At 35.6% G+C, this 21,674-nt stretch carries 13 protein-coding genes; 6 read left to right on the top strand and 7 right to left on the bottom strand.

Annotated features, from left to right (window positions below; all coding sequences use genetic code 11):
• Positions 1-88: 88 nt before the first annotated feature.
• Entirely contained in the window at positions 89-2,488 is a 2,400-nt protein-coding gene (locus tag IPI31_18420; GenBank protein ID MBK7569800.1) for a T9SS type A sorting domain-containing protein, read from the top strand.
• 759 nt (positions 2,489-3,247) lie between these two features.
• Here IPI31_18420 and IPI31_18415 read toward each other — a convergent pair.
• The gene (locus IPI31_18415; protein MBK7569799.1) at positions 3,248-4,936 is read right to left on the bottom strand and encodes a L,D-transpeptidase family protein; all 1,689 of its coding nucleotides are present in this window, start codon (positions 4,934-4,936) and stop codon (positions 3,248-3,250) included.
• 81 nt (positions 4,937-5,017) lie between these two features.
• On the opposite strand from IPI31_18415, the gene IPI31_18410 reads away from it, so the two are divergent.
• Both IPI31_18410 and IPI31_18405 read left to right on the top strand, forming a co-directional pair.
• Positions 5,018-5,329, top strand: coding sequence for a DUF3467 domain-containing protein (locus IPI31_18410; GenBank protein ID MBK7569798.1), 312 nt, complete (start codon positions 5,018-5,020; stop codon positions 5,327-5,329).
• Positions 5,330-5,518: 189 nt separating this feature from the next.
• Positions 5,519-6,436 carry a hypothetical protein gene (locus tag IPI31_18405; GenBank protein ID MBK7569797.1) on the top strand — a complete coding sequence of 306 codons (918 nt, stop codon included), beginning with the start codon at positions 5,519-5,521 and terminating at the stop codon, positions 6,434-6,436.
• A gap of 27 nt (positions 6,437-6,463) precedes the next feature.
• Here the strand turns inward: IPI31_18405 and IPI31_18400 are convergent, their stop codons facing one another.
• The 4 genes from IPI31_18400 to IPI31_18385 form a co-directional block, all read right to left on the bottom strand.
• The gene (locus IPI31_18400; protein ID MBK7569796.1) at positions 6,464-7,204 is read right to left on the bottom strand and encodes a shikimate dehydrogenase; all 741 of its coding nucleotides are present in this window, start codon (positions 7,202-7,204) and stop codon (positions 6,464-6,466) included.
• On the bottom strand, positions 7,201-7,863 hold the full coding sequence (locus IPI31_18395) for a DedA family protein (protein MBK7569795.1): 663 nt from the start codon (positions 7,861-7,863) through the stop codon (positions 7,201-7,203). Before IPI31_18395 ends, IPI31_18400 begins: the two co-directional genes overlap by 4 nt.
• A gap of 12 nt (positions 7,864-7,875) precedes the next feature.
• A complete protein-coding gene (locus IPI31_18390) occupies positions 7,876-8,634 on the bottom strand; it encodes a phosphosulfolactate synthase (GenBank protein ID MBK7569794.1) in 759 nt (252 codons plus the stop codon).
• A gap of 417 nt (positions 8,635-9,051) precedes the next feature.
• Positions 9,052-10,467, bottom strand: coding sequence for a tetratricopeptide repeat protein (locus IPI31_18385; protein ID MBK7569793.1), 1,416 nt, complete (start codon positions 10,465-10,467; stop codon positions 9,052-9,054).
• A 176-nt stretch (positions 10,468-10,643) separates the two neighbouring features.
• On the opposite strand from IPI31_18385, the gene IPI31_18380 reads away from it, so the two are divergent.
• Positions 10,644-13,697 (top strand): M1 family metallopeptidase, encoded by a 3,054-nt coding sequence (locus tag IPI31_18380; GenBank protein ID MBK7569792.1) that lies wholly within the window; start codon positions 10,644-10,646, stop codon positions 13,695-13,697.
• Between the two features lie 364 nt (positions 13,698-14,061).
• Here the strand turns inward: IPI31_18380 and IPI31_18375 are convergent, their stop codons facing one another.
• Both IPI31_18375 and IPI31_18370 read right to left on the bottom strand, forming a co-directional pair.
• Positions 14,062-14,679, bottom strand: a complete 618-nt coding sequence (locus IPI31_18375; GenBank protein ID MBK7569791.1) for a YdeI/OmpD-associated family protein — start codon at positions 14,677-14,679, stop codon at positions 14,062-14,064.
• Positions 14,680-14,857: 178 nt separating this feature from the next.
• Complete coding sequence (locus tag IPI31_18370) at positions 14,858-17,722, bottom strand: T9SS type A sorting domain-containing protein (protein MBK7569790.1); 2,865 nt, start codon at positions 17,720-17,722, stop codon at positions 14,858-14,860.
• Positions 17,723-17,888: 166 nt separating this feature from the next.
• Here IPI31_18370 and IPI31_18365 point away from each other — a divergent pair, with 166 nt between their 5' ends.
• Both IPI31_18365 and IPI31_18360 read left to right on the top strand, forming a co-directional pair.
• Positions 17,889-20,033, top strand: a complete 2,145-nt coding sequence (locus tag IPI31_18365; protein MBK7569789.1) for a T9SS type A sorting domain-containing protein — start codon at positions 17,889-17,891, stop codon at positions 20,031-20,033.
• Between the two features lie 95 nt (positions 20,034-20,128).
• Entirely contained in the window at positions 20,129-21,658 is a 1,530-nt protein-coding gene (locus IPI31_18360) for an aldehyde dehydrogenase family protein (GenBank protein MBK7569788.1), read from the top strand.
• Positions 21,659-21,674: the final 16 nt, after the last annotated feature.

Raw genomic sequence — 21,674 nt, 5'->3', positions numbered from 1 at the left:
GCCAGACCTGCGGTCTATGAACCCATACATAATTTAGGTAGCATTCATTGCCCGATTTTTTTCTAACTTAGCCTTCTAAAGTTTTCCCATGAACTTCAAATCACATATTCTAAAAGTAATTTTTGCTGCCATTTTATTTATTCTTCCGGATAAAAATATTTTTTCTCAGGTTGGGTTGTATCCGGAGATTGAGTGGGAGAGGTCTTTAGGCGGAACAAATTCTGATTATGGATTTGAACCGCAAATGACTTCTGATGGAGGATATATCATCACAGGTTGGAGTCGTTCTATTGATGGAGAAGTAACAGGTAATCATGGAGGAACCGATTATTGGGTTGTAAAACTCGATAGTAGTAGAAATATTGTTTGGCAAAAATCTTTAGGTGGTCTTCTTGATGAATTATCCTCTACAATCCTTGAAACTTCTGATGGAGATTTTATTGTTGCAGGGTATACTAATTCCCGCACGGGTGATGTAGGTAATAACTATGGTGATCCTGATTTAGATGATTGGGATCAAACCTATGATATTTGGGTAGTGAAGTTAGACCCTGATGGATTAATTATTTGGGAACAAAATTATGGCGGTTCAAACAATGAAAGCTGTAAATCGATTAAAGAGACTTCCAATGGGGAATTTGTAATCGCGGGAACCGCCTCTTCATACGATCATGATGTAACTGGATTACATGGTGATTCTGACATCTGGATTATTAAAATTGATACCGATGGTATGCTATTATTTGCAAAAACCTTCGGTGGATCTGCAGATGAATATGGAGAAGACATTAAAGAGACTATTGATGGCGGCTTTATTGTTGCAGGTTCTTCCTACTCCAATAATTTTGATTTGGATGACAATTATGGGGAAAACGATGTATGGGTACTCAAGTTAGATTCAATCGGAGAATTGGAATGGCAGAAAAATTTAGGTGGTTCGAGTTTTGATTATGCAAATTCAATTATTCAAACAGATGACGGAGGGTTTGTAATGGCTGGCCGGTCCTCCTCTAACGACGGAGATTTAACAGAAAATAAAGGTGCGTTTGATTTTTGGGTTGTACAACTAAATTCTTTAGGAAATATAGAATGGCAAAAATCATTGGGTGGATCACACTGGGATATTGCAGAGGATGTAATACAAACGGCAACTGGCTATTTAGCGGTGGGATATACAATGTCTCACGATGGGGATGTTATAGGAATTCCAGAACTTGCATACAGTGCCTATTGGGTAACTCAATTAGATTTTTCTGGAAATTTACTTTGGGAAGCGACATATGGTGGAACGGAGTCTCAATGGGCACAATCGATTAAAATATTATCTGATGGGTATTTAGTTTCCGGATGGTCTAGTTCTGATGATTTGGACGTTACGGAAGGTCATGGTGGCGCAGATTATTGGCTTGTAAAACTCAAACCTGAATGTCTTCATTCCATTTATTTTGCAGATACAGACGAAGATGGATTTGGAAATAGTTTAGTCGATTCTATATCCTGTAATATTCCCTTCGGTTATTTATTGGATAGCACAGATTGTGATGATACAAATCCATTCATAAATCCTGTTGCTTTAGATATTTGTAATTCAATTGATGATAATTGTAACGGCTTTATTGATGAGGATGCAATATTTACATTGTATTATGCTGACGCCGACGGTGATACTTATGGTGATTTATTTAATGATTCTATTTCCTGTTACACATTAATTGGATATGTTTCCGATAGTACTGATTGCGATGACACAAATCCATTCATAAATCCAGCTGCTTTAGATAGTTGTAATTCAATGGATGATAATTGTAATTTTTTAATTGATGAGGATGCAATATTTACAATGTATTATGCTGATACAGACGGTGATACTTATGGTGATTTATTAAATGATTCCAGTTCCTGTTTTATTTTATCAGGTTATGTTATCGATAGCACCGATTGTAACGATATGGACCCATTAATTAATCCTACAGCAGAAGAATCATGCAATGGAGCCGATGATAATTGCGATGGAAATATTGATGAAGGACTAACAGTGCACACCCTTTATTTGGATGCTGATGATGATAGTTATGGAAATCCACTAATTGATACTGTTACTTGCGCAACCGGATTAATCGGATATGTTTCTGACAGTACAGATTGTGACGATTCAAATCCATTAATATACCCCGGCGCAGAAGAAATTTTTAATGGTTTGGATGATAATTGCGATAAATTAATTGATGAGGGATTGAATACTGCGGATATAATCGGGAACTTATTTATGATTTATCCAAATCCTGCGGAAAATATTTTATTTATTGATTACAAAATGACGGCAGAAGCAAATATTCAGATCATAGATATATCCGGGCAAATTATTTATTCAAATATTAATTCTAAACCTCCCTTTGAAATTAATATTGAAAAATTCCAAACAGGATTTTATTTGGTGAAACTAATAGTTGAGGAAGGTGAATTTGTTGCAACATTTATCAAAGAGTAATAAAAACATACTGATGCTTTCCGGAAAGTAAAAGGGTAATAATAGTTCACCAATTTAATGGTGTCAGTGTTATTTTGAATAATAATTCTCTTGTCTTGTGCAGTTACTCTTTAATTTTCTGAAAAAATCGGTACGAGCATTATCAATGTTATATCTCTAAATTTTATCCGGTTGCCCCTTTGGGGTTTTAGCGGTTAGTTATATTTACAATGTGTTTATTCGGAAGTAGGCCAATTAGAGTGGAACCGTTAGTATTCATCGATAGAAAACCCAAATCCGCCGCGGCGGATGAAATATCGGTAACATTATGATAAGATGGAAACCCAAATCCCGTTAGGGATGACATATAACGAAGCCCAATGGCGTATGAAAATTTCAAGTCTAACATAAATTTACTCTCTAAGCTGCAAACAACAAATTTTTAAAAAAATCTTACCTTAGTTGACAATTATCCTTTAATTAATTTTTAAACATTAAAAACAATGTCAAACACCTACACTCAATTTCACGTGCAATTGGTTTTTGATTATAAATTTCTAATTTTTCTACTTCCAAAACATTTTTTTATGCCGTGCCTACAGCACTAGGTTTCTCTTTTGTTTTTGGTGTTACCGATATGCCATGCCTACGGCACTTTCGTTCAATTTTATTGTTCTTAAAAGTAAAAAAATTATGCTGATTCTTTCAGGAAGGTAATATTACAAAAGCAGTCGATTAATTTAATGGTGTAAGTATTATTTTGAACAATAATTACTTTTGCTAATTTGCGTGTTCCTCCTCTGCAAACAGCGTTTTCTCCAACTTCACATCATGTCCATAAATGTCTTTACGGAAATTAATTTCGCCATTTTCATCAACCCATGCTGTGAAATAAACAAGGAAAACAGGTGTTTTTTCCTTCAATTTAACGTAGGTTTCTTTGCCGAGATAATAAAGTGAATCTATTTTTTGTTGTGTATAAATAGAATCATTCCTCAATAAATATTCTGCAAGTTTTTTGGGTTCTTCCAATCGTATGCATCCATGGCTGAAATTGCGTTGCGATTCTTTAAAAAGCGACCGCGAAGGAGTATCGTGAAAATAAATATTGTGTTCGTTAGGGAATAAAAATTTCACCCATCCCAACGAATTATTTCCCCCGGGTTTTTGACGGATTCTGTAGGGCATTTTTGAATAGCTGCTCCAGTCAACATTACTCACATCAATGGTTTTGCCATTTCCGTCGAAGGCTTCCATGTTTTCCTTCTCCAAATAATTTTTATTCTTTTTTAAAGAAGGAAGTATTTCATTATTTAAAATACTTGGTGGAGGAACCCAATATGGACTGAATACAACATATTCCAATTCATCATTAAATATGGTTGTGCTCGTGGTTGATTTTCCTACTACCACATTAATTGTAAAATTGAGTGTATCCTCTTCATAGATATACATTTTATATGCAGGGATATTTACCAAAATATAATTTTCTCCGGTTTCATTTGGTATCCATCGGCAGCGTTCCATGTTTAATTCCAGTTGCTGTTTGCGTTCGGCAGGTGTGACATTTATTTCCGCTAAAAACTTTTCACCAATGGAGCCATCCGGTTTTAGTCCGTGCCGCGATTGGAATTTTTTGACCGCTTCCCCCATGGTAACATCAAACACTTGACTAGAGTCATTTTCAGCCAGATCTCCTAAAATGTTCAAACGAAATTTAATGATGGGTATAATGGATGCCGAATCACCTTCTTTATAAAATTTAATTCCCTGTGGTAATATTAATTTATTCCAAACTATGGAATCAGGAATTTCTTTGTATTTTTTTAAATACTTTTTTAATAAAGGGTATTGGGGAAATAAAGGATCAAACGCCGTGAACGAATTTTTTCCTCCCGCTAAAATTGAATCCAACATGGAAACAGAAGGAATGGTTTTTCGTGTGATATACCAATCTAATTCCTTTGTAGTTTTTTCATTTAATCCGAACCAAACCTTTTGCGCATAAATAAAAAATTCGGCAGTAAGCATTAATTCAAATTGTGTTGTCAAACTATCCGCACCCGAATAGGAGTAATTGAGATCAGAAATAATGTTATATTGTTTTTTTAATTTGGAGTAATAAATAACAGAATCTTTTAACCCTTCTTCATCAAAATGATCTAACAAATTAATAAACAATCCTCCTTGCTCTACAATTCCATATTCATTAAACCATGCCGATCTGGAATCTCTGTTTTTGTAAAATGTTTTTATTTCCTCCGCATGAAAAGAAAACACAGGATATGTTTTAATAAACGCCGCTATTTTAGTCGAGTCGATGTGCAGTGGATAAAATACCTTTTTAATTACAACCACACTATCGTCGGGCATGATAGTTTCATTTTCAGCAGCATTTTTTTTACAAGATAAAAAGGAAGCTATTATCAATAAAAAACTCAGCAGTAATAGAATATTGTTTTTCGACATGGCAAAAAAGGTTGGCCTAAATTGCAAAACAATTTCGAGAAACCCGATTTTACCGATAATTTTACAAGTAAATAACCGAAAATGAGCGATTTAAAAGACAAAAATCAACTGAACATAGAACTTTCTGAGGAAATTGCCGAAGGGATCTATTCCAACCTTGCCATAATTACACATTCCAGTGCTGAATTTGTTATAGATTTTATCAGAGTTATGCCGGGTGTGCCTAAAGCAAAGGTTAAAAGCCGAATTCTGATGACCCCTCAGCATGCCAAAAGGCTTTTAAAGGCACTTACTGATAATATTTCAAAATTTGAGAATACGCATGGTGATATCAAGGATAATGAAGGTTTTGGGGGTATTCCAATGAATTTTGGTCCTACCGCTAAGGCCTGATAAGCTTATACACACCATAGTAAGGTTAAGTAGCTATTCAACGAAAAAATAAGTAACACGGCAATTTCGTTTTATAATTTCCTTACCATTTTGGCGGGGAACTTAAATAATATTTGGTATTTAGGGTCACAAATTTTGTTATTGTTAAAAAATGTTAGATTTTCGTTGTCCCCTAAGCATCAACACAACATGTCTAAAAAATCATTCATAACGTTTCTGGCGATTACCATTGGTATGTTTTGGCATAATTCATTGCTGAAAGCACAGCCAATTGTATTATCCAGAGAGTTTGGGGTGAATTTGGGCTTTTCCAGCTTTTTGGGCGACCTGGGCGGATCAGATGATGTTGGACGAGCATTTTTCTGGGACATCGACCCTGAGGTTACCAGGCCTGCACTTGGTATTGTTTACAGACAAGAAATTATTCCCCGTACAGCTTTTCGATTTAATGCGCTTGCCTCCATGTTAAAAGGAGATGATGCACTCAGCGATAATGAATTCAGACATTATAGAAATCTGAGTTTCAGATCACCAATTGTTGAGGCATCAGGGATGATTGAATTGTCGATGAATAGATTTACTGGAATAAAAAAGAAAAGATGGTCGCCTTACATATATGGAGGAATAGGAGCGTTTTATTTTAATCCGCAGGCCAAGTATGACGGAGAATGGGTTAATTTACAGGAGTTAGGCACTGAAGGTCAGGGTTTACCGGAATACCCCGATAGAAAAAAGTATTCAAAAATTGCAGTTTGTTTTCCATTAGGTGGAGGCTTCAGAATTTTGACCTACAATAACTGGGTTTTGGGTTTTGAAATGGCAGCACGTCTAACAACAACCGATTATATTGACGATGTGAGTTCTTATTATCCAAATCCGGATTATTATTTTTTACACTACGATCTCGAAAAAGCAGTTATGGCTGCTGCACTTTCCAATACTTCTGATGGCACCCGACCCGACTTGATAGAACCTGAGGGTGGAAGAGGTGATCCTAATAATAATGATTCTTATATTTTCGGAGGTATGATAACATTTACCTACCATATGGAATTTCAGAGAAATGTGAGTTCTATAAAATGTTATTTTAGCGAGGATAATAAATAATGTTTTTGCCCGGATTTTAGGTGCAATTTATTCCTGTTCCGTATTCCAGATCTCCCAGGCATATTCAGCTTGAAGTTGCAACATTTCCAACCCGTTTTTAATAATGCTTCCTTGTTTCTCACCCTGTTGCAGAAATAGTGTTTTTTCTGGATTGTAGATCAGATCAAACAACAAATTATTTTTTGATAATGACTGATATGGTATTTCAGGAGCAACATTTATTGCAGGATACATGCCGGTTGGAGTACAATTTATTATTACAGGATATTCCGCAATAATATCTCCGGTTAATTCAGAATAAATAAAATTATTTTCCGATTTATTTCTAGATACAAAAACGGGTTGAATATTTAATTCCTGAAGTGCATAATTGACCGCTTTTGATGCGCCACCTGTTCCAAGTATCAATGCTTTTTTGTGATGTGTTTTCAATAATGGTTTTAGTGAGTCACGAAACGCAGCGTAATCTGTATTGTATCCTACCTTTTGTATCTCATCTATTTTAATGCAATTAACGGCACCTATTTTTTGTGCTGTGTTATCAAGGTCATCTAGATATTGTATTACGGTTTCTTTATATGGAATTGTGACATTTAATCCATGAAGATCTTTTTCCACTTCGAATAAAAATCTTACATCTTCAATATTTTCTAATGGGAATAAGGAATAATTACTGTCTTCAATTTCTTCTTTCTCAAATTTTTCTGCAAAATATTTTTCAGAAAAGGAATGGGTAAGCGGATATCCTATTAAACCAAATTTTCTCATGGAACAGGTTTATTTGATTTTGCCATTTTACCTTTTATTAATTCCACAATGATAGGAATTATAGAAATGAAAATGATTGCCAGAACAACAATTTCAAAATTCTTTTTCACATATTCGTTATGTCCTAAAGCAAATCCTAATATTGTAATGGATGGGATCCAAAGTAATGCTCCCGCGATATTATAGGTAAGAAATTTTTTATAGGTCATGGTTCCCATACCTGCAATAAAAGGAGCTATAGTGCGCACAATAGGAACAAAACGAGCGAGGATAATGGTTTTAGCACCATGTCTTTCATAAAACTTATGTGTTTTATCCAGGTGTTCTGCTTTTAATATTTGTTTACCCCGAAATTTTAATTTCATTGCTCTTTCACCAAAATATTTTCCAATAAAATAATTGGATGTATCTCCTAAAATTGCTGCAATGATCAAAAGTGGAATTAAAATAAAAATATTGAGTGATCCAATTGCACAAAAAGTTCCTGCGGCAAATAAAAGAGAGTCACCGGGGAGCCATGGCCAGATAACAATACCGGTTTCAATAAAAATGATCATGAACATGATCACATATATCCAATTTTCATATGTAGTGATCCATTCAGCGAGGTATTTATCCAAATGCAGAAAGGTATCAATAAACCAATGTATAGATTCCATTTAGTAATGCTATTATTTCAAAAAGTGATGAAATGTATCACCTCTTAATCCAAGGCGTAAAGTTTCGAGTGGAATAATTTCATTAGGTGCGATATTTCCAAGATTTACATTGGCACCTAATAATTTAATAAAATAAACCTGCTGACTTTTAATCGGAGCTTCCCAGATAATTTTATCTTCAGAAATTACAGTTAAAATTTCATCTATAAGATCGCTGCGCACCTCACCTTTGCTGTGATAAATTCCAACAGTTCCGCTTTCACGAGCTTCTGCTATCACTTTATAACTTCCTGCTTCAATTTCTTTTTTCATCAGCTCTATCCATTTGTAGGGAGCTAATATTTTAGTTTCATCTTTTGATCCAACTTCACTTAAAACAGTAACGTGTTTTGCCAATTTGGAGATATAATCACATTTAACATCATGCTCCAATTCAATAGAACCATCACTCACTTCCGCATATTGCATTTTATATTTTTCCAGCAACCGCAAATAATCGTCAAATTGATCTCTCGCTACAAAAGCCTCAAAGAGAGTACCCCCGAAATAGGTAGGAATATTGGCATTTCTATAAACTGCTAGCTTGTCCTCAATTTTCGGAGTAACAAAAGCAGTCCCAAAACCAAGTTTAAGTAAGTCGATATAAGGTTCAGAAACAGTTAAAAGGTCTTCTGCTTCCCTGATGCTTAATCCCTTGTCCATTACCATTGTAATGCCATGTGTGCGGGGTTTCGCGTTTCTCTGGGGAAGACTGCTTAGTTCAAAGTTCATTCACGGTTAAAATAGTGCGGTGCAAAAATAGTGATAAACAAGAGGAATTGAGAATGGAGCGTTGAGAATTGAGAATGAAACCGCCAAAAAATTGAGGCAACCGAGTATTTGCAGGGTTGAAGGGGTTGAATGGGTTTAGTGCGAAAATCAAGCGACTTGATGGTCTCACTTTTTCAGTGTGGCTATCAATTGAGGGGGGAAAGCCAGGGTTGGCAAGGTTTACAGGGTTGGCAGGGTTTACAGGGTTGGCAAGGTTTACAGGGTTGGCAAGGTTTACAGGGTTGACAGGGTTCGTTCGTAGGGGTTAAAAGGTCTGAAGGAGTTTAATGCGGAGCATAATCATTCGGCTGTCGATCTCACTACTCACCACTCACCCCTTTTTCCCATACTACTCACTCACTCACCACTCACCACTCCCTAATTATTATTATAAAGATTAATCACATCCTGCACCTTTTTGTTCATCACAAAATCTTTACATACTTCATATAAAATTGCGTGACGAACATAATCTAAAGTTAATGCATGTTCGAGAACGGAAATGGATTCGCGTTCTTTACCTGTTAGGAATAAAGCGGCACTTTGCAGATAAAAATATTCGGCATAATGTCCTGAGCGGTTTATTGCTTCGGCAGTCACTTCAATCACCTGGTCATATTTTTCAATATCAAGAAGATAAATAATATAATCCAACCAGTAAGTTAAAATATCAGGACGCACATTAACCAACCAATTTAAATAATTAATTACCTCTGGATCTCTGTCAAGCATTTTATAAATACTGATAATAGTGCAGATATAATCCTCATTGCTCTCATCGAGTTTTAATGCTTTTTTATAATTCACCAAAGCGGCATCAAAACGATCTTCAATGCGGTAAGTTTCCCCTATGCGAAAATATGCTTCATGCATAAATGGATCCTGACGCGCAGCTTTGCGAAATTGAAAACGTGCAGATTTATAATTTTCCATGCGTTCATAACATAAACCTATACGGAAACTATAATCTTCATATCCTCCCGATTTTTCATGCGCAATTTCAAACATTTCAATTGCCTTCTTAAAATCGTCAAGGCGATAATAAATATCTGCTGCATCGCGATAAACAAGGTCGAAATTTTCGTCGATTGCCATCACAAATTCAAAAGCTTCAATTGCTTTTTCAAAGAGGCTTAATCCCATATATGCCTTACCCAAATTATACCACGCCAACCAGGCATAAGGTTCTTTTTCGGTAATAGCGGTATGTATGGATATACTTTCGTCGTATTTGTCGGTCATGTCGACAATATGTGAAAGTTTGAAAAGTGCATCCTCATTTATTGGATTGATATCCAATGCTTTGGAAAGACAATCAAAGGCTTTTTCGAAATCTTCCTGAATTTCGTAAATATCGCTGAGTTCGGCATAAATAACATCCTGTTCCTCCTTATCCGCAATTTTCAGTGCCTCAAAAAGTGTTTCTGCTGCCTTTTCCGGTTCATTTGTTTCGAGATAGATGTCGGAACGAATAAGAAAAATGTCAATTTCTCGTGTATCAAAAAGGTAAGCCTTATCCAATAATTCCAGTGATTCCTTGTATTTTTTCCTGTTGAGTAAAAATTCTGCTTTGCGCACAAGAAAGTCTGAGGAGTTAGGATTTTGCATAATGGCATAATCCACCACAGCTTCCGCACGGTCGCTGAGGTTGCGCATTTCATAATATTCCAGAATGCGCTCCAGGCTGTCTTCATCGAAATAGTGCTGCTCGTTGCTGCTTAAACATTTTTCAAACAACTCAATCAACTCCGCAATCTCTGTGTTTTCCCTTTCGTTAAAATCCTCATTCATCATATTAATGCAAATTTAGTTTTTCAAAAATAAGTTTCGTTGATTTTGTAAAACTTTAATCCAAATAAAACAAAACTGACCCAAAATTGAAAAGAACAGGCAATTTGTAACCTTTTGCCTACCTATAACATTAACACTGCAAAAACAATTCCTTCTATCTTTAACCCAAAATTTATTTGATGAACAAACTGGTTTTACTACTTATAGCGATATTGACCGTTAATTTACAGCGTTCTGTCTCAGCTCAAACAACGAGTTATTGGCAGCAAAATGTGGATTATGAGATAAATGTTACCCTGGATGACGTAAACCATGCGCTGAATGGCTCATTGGCAATACGTTATACTAATAATTCGCCCGACGACCTGGCTTTTATCTGGATACATTTATGGCCAAATGCCTATAAAAACACCAAAACGGCTTTCGCCCGACAAAAATTTGAACAGGGAAGCCAAACTTTTCAATATGCAAAAGAGGAGGATAGAGGGTATATTGATAATTTGAATTTTAAAGTTGGTGGTGATGATGTTAAACTGGAATATGATGAAGAAAATCCCGATATCGCCAAATTAATACTCAACTCTCCGGTTAAATCAGGCGAAACAATTAGCATTAAAACCACTTTTCATGTAAAGATCCCAAAATGTTTTTCGAGAATGGGACATACCGGACAACAATACCAGATCTCGCAGTGGTATCCTAAACCGGCTGTGTATGATGCGCAGGGATGGCATCCGATACCGTATTTGGATCAGGGTGAATTTTACAGTGAATTCGGAAATTTTCATGTTTTTATTACCGTTCCCGAAAATTATGTGGTGGGGGCAAGTGGTGATCTGCAAACAAAAAGTGAAGTTGCATTTTTAGATAAAATTGCAAGAGAAACAGAAAGAAATAAATTTGATACTACCGATCTTTCATTTCCTCCATCCTCAGAAAAAACAAAAACAATTGAATATCAATTAAAAAATTCGCATGACTTTGCGTGGTTTGCTGACAAAAGATTTAATGTAATGAAAAGTGGAATTGTTTTACCGGAGTCGGAAAGAACAGTTACTACTTATGCATATTTTAATGATGAACATGCCGATGAATGGAAAAAAGCCTGTGAATATATTAATCGCGCAGTTTTATTTTATTCAGAAAATGTTGGTGAATATCCATGGAATGTTGCACAAGCAGTTGATGGTTCGCTGGAAGTGGAAGGTGCAGGTGGAATGGAATATCCAACTATAACAGTATTATCAGGTGATCTGGATGCAGAATCTTTGGATAATGTAATTACGCATGAGGTTGGACATAATTGGTTTTACGGAATTATAGGAAGCAATGAACGTGTTCACGGTTGGATGGATGAGGGAATAAATACCTATTATGAAAATCGGTATATGGATACCTATTACACTGAAAGAAATGCTATTGGCGTACCACCCGTACTTGCAAATTTAATTGGTGTGGATACAAGTTCAGATGATAATATAGTTTGGAATATAAATCAGGTGTGTATAAAACAAAATAAATCGCAAGCAGTTAATACACCATCTACTGCATTTACGCCAATTAATTATGGTTTGGTAATGTACATGGAAACCGCATATTTTTTCCGTTATTTAACTGATGTTTTAGGAAAAGATGAATTCGATCGCATAATGCATACGTATTATGATACCTACGAATTTAAACATGTGTATCCCGGTGACATGCAAAAATTATTTGAAGCAGAAACAGGTGAAAATTATGCATGGTTCTTCGAAAAATTAATTAACTCAGATAGAGGTCCTGATTATAGCATAGGAAAATTCCAAAAAGGAAAAACTGCAATGGCAGTGGATATTGAAAATAAATCTGATATCCCGGCTCCCTTTTCATTAAGTTTAATGGATGGCGACAGTATTTTAAGAACGGATTGGTTCAGAGGATTTACGAATAGTCAGACCATTTATGTAAATTATAAAAGTGAATGGAATGTAACGCATTTAAAAATTGATGCGCAACAAACAATTCCCGAAACTGAAAGAGAAAATAATACAATAAAAACTTCAGGTGTATTTAAAACAATTGAACCCCTGCAATTAAAATTTGCCGGCTTTGGGGTGGATGATCCAACTCGAACTACGATAAATTATTTACCCATTTTTGGTTCCAACGAAAACGATGGATTTATGTTGGGACTGGGTGTTTGGAATATGATCTTGCCAACACCCTTAATTGATTTTGTTGCTGCTCCTATGTACTCATTTAACGCAGAAACTTTAGTAGGGCAGGGGAGTATAGGATTAAACATTTATCCGAAAAGTGGATTTATCGATAGGTTGCGTATTTCAGAATCTGTGATGAGTTACAGTTACGATGATTTTACTGTAACTTCTCCAAATGATACGCTGGATATAATTCCACAGTTTAGAAAATTTGAAACAAAAATTGAAGTTGACCTTGCTAAAAAAGAATTTAAAAGCAAATTAAAACATACTATTCAATTCCGAAATTTATTTATTATGGAAGAGGATAAATATTTTTTTGTGGATGATGCAGGATTAATAAATACAACCGGGTTTTCTTCCTTTTTTGTTCAGGAATTGTCGTATCGGCTTTCCAATCAAATTACCAGATTGCCACATTCACTAAGAGTGGTGGGTGAAATGAATGACGATGCCTTTAAATTTTATACGGAATTTAATATTACTTACACATATCCAAAAAAGAAATATGGAGTTGATCTGCGATTGTTTGCAGGATTGATGAATATTTATTCTGTTGATGGTGATTACGCAAAGGATGTATTTACCTTATCCGGTAATAATGGTTTCAACGACGACCTTTATGATGAAATTTATTTTGCGCGCAACAGCGACAATGGAATTAAATCACAACAAATTTCCATGACAGATGGATTTTTCAAAACCCCCGGATTAAACGGTGGAATTGCTACAAGCAACGATAAATTATTTGCTGCAAATATTGAAGTGCCATTGCCATTTAATATCCCTGTTGCATTATTTGCTGATCTCGGAACCTTAGGGTCAATTGATCCCGATATTTCCGGAAAATTATTATACGATGCCGGAGTAATGATCCGTTTGCCAAACAATATTTTCGAAATATATTTCCCATTACTTTGGTCAGATGATATTAAAACTCAAATTGAAGGTGGTCCCTACGGAGAGAAAATTTCTTTTATGTTGAATTTGGATATTGGGAATGTGTTTGAATTAATGCGGAAACTAGAGATTTAGGAAATAGGACATACGATATAGGACTGATATAGGACATTGGAAATGGGACATAGGATTTAGTTGGTTGAACATTTTTAATTGTAGAGACGCGATGCATTGTGTCTCTACAATTAAAACTCATTTTAATCGGATCACAACCTTGCAAACTTTTGCAAACCATCTAAACCATGATTAATAAAAAATAACAATCAAAAAATAAAAAATTTTAATCGGAACTCAACCCTGAAACTTTTGCAAACCTTGTAAACATCTGGCTACACAGAACCCCAAACTCCGAACTCAGAACTCCGAACTCCGAACTCAGAACCCAGAACTCAGAACCCAGAACTCAGAACCCAGAACCCAGAACTCAGAACCCCGAACTTCATCCCTGATATTTCCAATGTCTTCCCTTACCCTCTGTCAACCACTCAATAGTTGTTGCAATTCTTTTATCTCTGGTCGTTTCTGTTTTTGCTTCTGTTATCCATTGAATATATTCTTTGCGATGGGAGTAGGCGAAATTTTCGAAGGTGGATTTTGCTTTTTTATTTTTATTGAGTGCAGCTTGTAATTGTTTTGGGACGATCAATTCTTTTTTATCTTTTTCTGTGGGTTTTGGTTTGGGTACACTTTTGCCTTCGTCATTTAATTTCATCGCTTCTTTTATCCAGCCAATTATTTTTTTATCGGAAGGCATATCTTTCATGGAAGTAATTTTGCCTAAATGTCCCATGGCGGATTCTGATTTTGCATTTTCCAATAATTGGGCGTCTTTCATTAATGAAGCCTTCCAGAATCCAAAGGCACAATGTTGTTTAAAGGATGCCATGTTACACAACATCTGTCCTTTATAATCAAAAAATGGCATTCCCCATTTCATTTTTTCTTCTGCATCTGGACAGGTATCGTGAACCAGTTTGCGGAAGTGTGTGAGTATGGGTTGAGCAAAGGGTTGTGCTTTGGAGATGTAGAGATCGATTGGGTTTGGTTTGATTGGCATAGTTGCATATTTGTTATTATAATGATGACTTAGGTTTAAAATAAAGACTTTAATATAAGCAAAGATCATCAATTTTAAATATTTAAATTAGTATGCGTATTATTGCGGTAAAATTTAAAATACATAACCCGCTGCATTTTGCAACGGGTTATTATTTAAAACTGTACGTTAATTTTTGTTACTTCATTTTAATCAGTGATTCTGTCTCTGTTTTTAAACCATCGGTTTTTATCAAAACGTTATAAACACCAACAGGTAATTTTGAAATATCAATGGATTGTCCCTCTGAAACTATGGTTTTTTGAAGCAGGTTGCCAAACATGCTGTAAATCTCAATATTTATGTCGTGAATTTCCTGATTATTGATATTTTTTTGTTGCACTATAAAATATGTGGATGCAGGATTAGGATAAATGGAATAAATGTCATGAACATTTCCTAAACGTGGTGTATCTACTTCAAATGGTATAATAAAATATCCCATTGAAACCGGAGGAACAAGAACACACACCCCTCCATACGCCGCTCCAACAAATGGGCCTGGACAAGAAACATCTGCATCCAATAAGGTTTCAAGATCTCGTAATTCAAATCTGTTTACCTGTCCAATCGATTCTGTACAATCATCGTATGCGTCGCTAATTCTAAATATTGCACCGTTTCCTGCCGTTGAATATAACTGATCTGCATCTAGTATTAACCCATCTACATCTGGAGTTAAAATTATGTCATAATAAGTTTCACCACCAAAATCATTTACCAATGTTCCGGGTGCAAACATATATTTCTGTTCGAGATCGGTTACGTTGGTATAGAATACATAAATTTTCTGTTCGGCTTCGTCAATAAAAATGGTAGGAGCCAAATTATCATTGAGTGAAGCCATTGTAGTTTCCGTTTTTAGATAATGCAAATGATTATCACTTATAACCCTCCATAGTTGCATTGCAAAATATGTCGCTCTGCGCACAAAGAAAGGATCTTTTACGGATGTGGTACAGGATGAAATTTCACCAAGAAGTTTTTGATCTGCGGCATCTCCTTCATTCATAAGGTCAATGGTAGTCCCACCGATCGCATTTTGAACTGTAGCTCTGGTAAGAAAGTAAGGTCTATAATCAGGATCAAATGATGATTTAATATTCCATAAAAACCAGTTTTGTAACATTGCTGCATGCGAAAATGTATTTGTAACGGTGGATGCATATGGTTGCACTTTATTTTGGTTTGCTTTTCCCTCAGGTGAGTTGGGAAATCTTAATCCATCATGTAAATTATATTCAGTTACCCAAACCTCCTTATAAGTCGGATCTTCGTCAGTATCCGTAAACAGCATCTGAAGAGCGTGCTCTTCATAAGAATAATCAATACGGTCTCTGGTAAATTCTTTAAAATTACCCGGTACAAGTTCATCATCATCATCTGGATAAGAAATTCCATTAATTTTATAGAAAGCTTCCTTCAAATCCTCGTCAGGTGCAGTAGGAATTCCGCCATCAGCATAATTCCAAGGACCTTCATAAATATAGGGATCCCAGTAATCTAGGTCGAGATTTTCCCCGTCATATTCAGGATGCATTTCACACATAATATCCATCCAATTTGAATTTCCCTCGCAAAGAATGGAATTATTTTTAGGCGTATAATAATTATGAAAAATAATAGCGTCAAATTTATAATATTCATTTGTAGATTCCGTAGTAACATCTGCATAATGGGTTACCATATCTAGGTTCCATTGTGGATAGAAACAATCACATGGATCAATAAATCCAGGATCAGGATCTCTATCAACTGGAATTGCATTATCTTCAGTAATTTCTTCATCACGTGTAGGGTCATCAAATAACGCAATATCATACGCCTCACCACAGTTTGGAATATTTTGAGCAGGCAAACCAATTTTTATATGGTGATATTCCGATCTTCCTTTTATATTACCTATATAGTCATGATCTTCTTCCATATAATCCGGCAATACTGCAAGTAAGGCAGTTTCTTCACCACCTGAATAATTTCCACCATTAATATATTCCCAATAATGTTCAAAATCGGTCATTCCCAATGCGAGGTTATGAAATTCAAAATATACTTCATTGCCTAATTCCACACCTACCACATTCACGCCATACAATTCCAAATAATCAATAACATCCAACATTTCACTTGCAGATTGCGTTAAAATATTTACACAATAAATTACATCAACTACGTGACCTCCTGTTTCAATTTCGTCGATCATATTAATAAATTGCGTAATATATAAAGCATCATCCTGTTGCGAAACAGATTTATTGTAATATCCTGAGAAATCCTCGCGAAAACTTTCTTTTATCCAAATTAATTCGCCGGGATCGCATTCGCCGTCAGATAATTCACTTATTATGGATATCTCCGATGGTGCAACATTTACATTCTCCGTCCTATCATATAATGGTATTAATTCTTTCCAGAAATATCCATAACCACCATAATTAATTTCATCCTCATCATCGTAATATCCAAGCGGATGCATAAACTTACTGCCAGCTCCACTGAAAATCCGCACTGTTTTTGGTTTTAGAGCTACCATTGCTTCCCATGGGTCCTCAACTCCTGTATAATTTGTATTATGATCATAATTGCCGTGTCCCTTTTGAAGGGTTCCTGCTTTCTGAAAAAAATCACTTAGATTAATTCCAATCACTCCTTCATTTACCGCAGCATCATGATGCGAGAGTTGTATTACCATTTCTTTATGTGGATCATTTATTACCCAAAGTTCTTCCGCCAGTGAGTCAGGAATAGCCTCTGCATAGGTCACATAAACGGTATCTAAACCTGAACTGTATACTGCTATCGTATCACCTATTTTATGCTTCACCGTATCCTCTGTTAAAATAGCCGAAAGATATAAACCTAGCAACTCAGTAGAATTAGAATGAGCTACAGTCGGCTTCACTCGGAAAGAATACGAAGTATAGATCAATAAAAATGTGGTGACCGCGAAAGATATTTGTTTGAATAAAACCAAACCCTTTCTGGATGCAAATAATTTTAGCATAAAATTTAGTTTAAGAGTTAAGAAATTTGAGAAAATGAATAGCAAATTACTTTGAATATCTTTATATTCCATTACTTTCCAGGGAGGAAAGTGACAGTGTAAATAAGCACTGTTTTTATTTGAGAAATCTAAAAAAGATAGCTATCTTAGCCGTATAATTAGTGTAATGAAAAGTCTGAAGATGTTATTTAATTCTGTATTGATTGCAATTTCAATTGATATATGCTATTCTCAGATTCCGGAGGTTATGTGGGAATATAATTTTGGAAGCAGTCAGTGGGATAAAGGCAATGCCATATTAATGACAAATGATGGTGGTTTTTTGCTAGGAGGATATGCTGGAATTAATGATTTTGATGTTACCGAAATACATGGCTTTTCTGATTATTGGTTGGTTAAATTAAATTCATTAGGCATAATGGAATGGGAAAAATCATACGGTGGTTCATCATTGGATTATTGTAGGGATGTAAAACAAACATTTGATGGTGGTTTTATTATGGTTGGTAGCACATATTCAAATGATGGAGATATAACTAGTTTTCAGGGTGATGTGGATTGTTGGGTAGTAAAGGTAAATTCAATTGGTAATTTAGAATGGCAAAAATCATTAGGAGGTTCCGATGGTGATGCTGGATTTTCCATAGCGGTAACAAGTGATTCAGGATATATTATAGCAGCTGGTACTAATTCTCAAGATGGGGATGTATTTGAAGGTACTTCTGAAGGTTCCAGTGATTGGTGGATCGTAAAACTTAATACAAGTGGTGATATTGAATGGGAAAAAACATATGGATCTCCTTTCTTTGATGATGGTGCAATGGACGTGATTCAAGATACATATGGAAATTTTGTATTGGTTGGTTCTGCATATGGGGGGGGTGATGTGACAATAAATAATGGGTTAGGTGATTTTTGGGTTATAAAATTAGATGCAAATGGTAATTTAATTTGGGAAAAGTCTTTTGGCGGTTCGTCTACCGATATTGCTTATTCATTGGTTGAGACTTCGGATAAAGGATATTTAGTTAGCGGTGAGACCTATTCCAATGATGGTGATGTTGTTGGATTTCATGGTGGAACTCAGGATTGTTGGTTAATAAAACTTGATAGCCTTGGCAATGATATTTGGAAGAAGTGTTATGGTGGTTCAGATGCTGACGTTGCTTTTTCCATTATTCTATTAATGGATAGTTGTTATGTTTTCGCAGGAGCTTCAAGATCATCTGATTTTGATTTAAGTGAGAATAAAGGAATTACAGATTTTTGGATTGTGAAAATTGATTCTTTATCAAATATTATTTATGAAAAATCCATTGGAGGTTCCGATTATGATAACGCATATGGAATTTTAGAAACTAGTGATTCTGATTTAGTAGTATCAGGATATTCTCGCTCTAACGACTTTGATGTGTCAGAAAATAATGGAGATTTCGACTATTGGATCGTAAAACTCGGCATTTGCAATACACCTTATTATGCTGATATAGATGGAGATGGTTTTGGGGATATATTAAATGATTCACTGGCGTGTGAACTGCCATTAGGTTATGTTTTGGATAGTACGGACTGTAATAATGCAAACAATTTAATTTATCCCGGGGCAACGGATATTTGTAATTCCGTTGACGATAATTGCAATGGAATTATTGATGAAGACGCAATTTTTACGGTATATTATGCGGATTTAGATGGAGATGCCTTCGGTGCCTTGTTACAAGACAGCGTTTCCTGTAATTTTCCATTTGGTTATGTATTGGACAGTACCGATTGTAATGATACAAATAATTTAATTTACCCTGGAGCAACAGAGATCTGTGATTATCTCGATAACGATTGCGACGGCACAATTGATGACAATCTCGCCTATATACAAAGTTATGAAGATGCAGACGGAGATAACTATGGAAATATATTTGTAGATTCCCTTTCCTGTGATATTCCGGAAGGATTTGTATTAAACGACAGCGATTGTGATGATACCGATCCCAATATTTATCCGGGAGCAGAAGAATTATTAAATGGGGTGGATGATGATTGCAATGATATTATTGATGAGGGATTGAACTTGGCTTATGTAGAAATTAACAGCATGAAAGTTTATCCTAATCCTACTGACAAAATTTTAAATATTGAGTGGAGTGAACAAGAAGCGGGCATTTTTGAAATTATAAATATTTCGGGTGAAATAATTGAAACTACACCTATCATATTTCCCGTAAATCATCTTAATATCGATAAATATCCTCCTGGAATTTATATAATAAAAACTTATGTTCATCCCCAAGTAGTGAGTTTTATTATTTACTAATTGGTGACTTCGAAATTTCTAACTAAAAACCCCCGTTTTTTCTCCGTAATTTTGCACCATAAATCAGTAAAATGGAAACTTTGCAAAAAACAAATATGATAGAGAAGGAATTGCACCTTCTTGGAATAAAAGAGAACAATAGTGGTGTGTCAACAGGTTTAAACTGGTTGAAGGGGGATGGAAATACGATAGAAAGTTATTCTCCCGTTGATGGGGCTTTAATTGCAAGTTGCACTTCAGCTTCGAGAGCGGAATATGAAATAATTGTGCAGACTGCCGAAAAGGCATTCAAAGAATGGCGCAACTGGCCGGCACCAAAACGCGGTGAGGTGGTTCGTCAGATCGGTGATAAATTGCGTTTGCATAAACATGCACTCGGAACCTTAGTAAGTTACGAAATGGGAAAAAGTTTGCAGGAAGGTTTAGGAGAAGTGCAGGAAATGATAGATATCTGCGATTTTGCAGTGGGATTAAGTCGCCAGTTATATGGTTTGACCATGCATAGCGAACGTCCTTTACATCGCATGTATGAGCAATGGCATCCGCTCGGCATAGTTGGAATTATTTCCGCATTTAATTTCCCTGTGGCTGTTTGGAGTTGGAATGCAGCACTTGCATTTGTGTGTGGAGATGTTTGTATCTGGAAACCGAGTTCAAAAGTTACCATGAGTGCAATTGCAACACATAAAATAATTGCCGAAGTATTTAAAGATAATAATGTTCCGGAAGGAGTGAGTGCGTTAATGGTATCTCATAATTCTATTGGAGAGGAAATGGCTAAGGATAAACGTATTCCTTTAATTTCAGTTACAGGAAGTACGCGCGTTGGAAAAAGAATTGGTGGAATTGTTGGAGAACGTTTAGGAAAAGTAATTCAGGAATTAGGTGGTAATAATGCCATCATTATTACTGAGCACGCTAATATGGAAATTGCAATTCGCGCTGCTATTTTTGGAGCTGTAGGAACTGCAGGACAACGTTGCACAACTACCCGTAGATTAATTATTCACGCTTCTGTATATGATAGTGTAATAAATACACTAAGAAAAACCTATTCACAATTGAAAATAGGAAATCCATTGGATGAAAATAATCACGTTGGTCCGTTGATAGATGTTAAAGCGGTGGAGGATTATACTTCTGCAATTGAAAAAGCAATTGCGGAGGGCGGAAATATTTTAGTGGAAGGTGGAGTTTGTGAAGGGGAAGGATATGAAAGCGGTTGTTATGTAAAACCATGTATCATTGAAGCGAAAAATGAATTTGCGATCGTCCAACACGAAACTTTTGCGCCTATTTTATATGTGATGAAATACAATACTATTGAAGAAGCCGTTGCTATACACAATAATGTTCCGCAGGGTTTGAGTTCTGCAATTATGTCGACAAATATTTTGGAGACAGAATACTTCTTATCAGTAGCAGGATCAGATTGCGGAATTGCAAATGTAAATATCGGAACAAGCGGCGCAGAGATTGGTGGTGCATTCGGTGGGGAAAAAGAAACCGGTGGCGGACGTGAGAGCGGAAGCGATTGCTGGAAAGCTTACATGCGCAGACAAACAAATACGATTAATTATTCAACAAAATTACCGTTGGCGCAAGGAATTAAATTTGATATTTAATTCTATCATTTATTTT

The sequence above is a fragment of the Bacteroidota bacterium genome (assembly GCA_016706865.1).
Lineage (GTDB): Bacteria > Bacteroidota > Bacteroidia > Chitinophagales > BACL12 > UBA7236.
The sequence above is the reverse complement of the archived record's forward strand: the minus strand, read 5'-3'. Positions and strand labels throughout refer to the sequence as shown.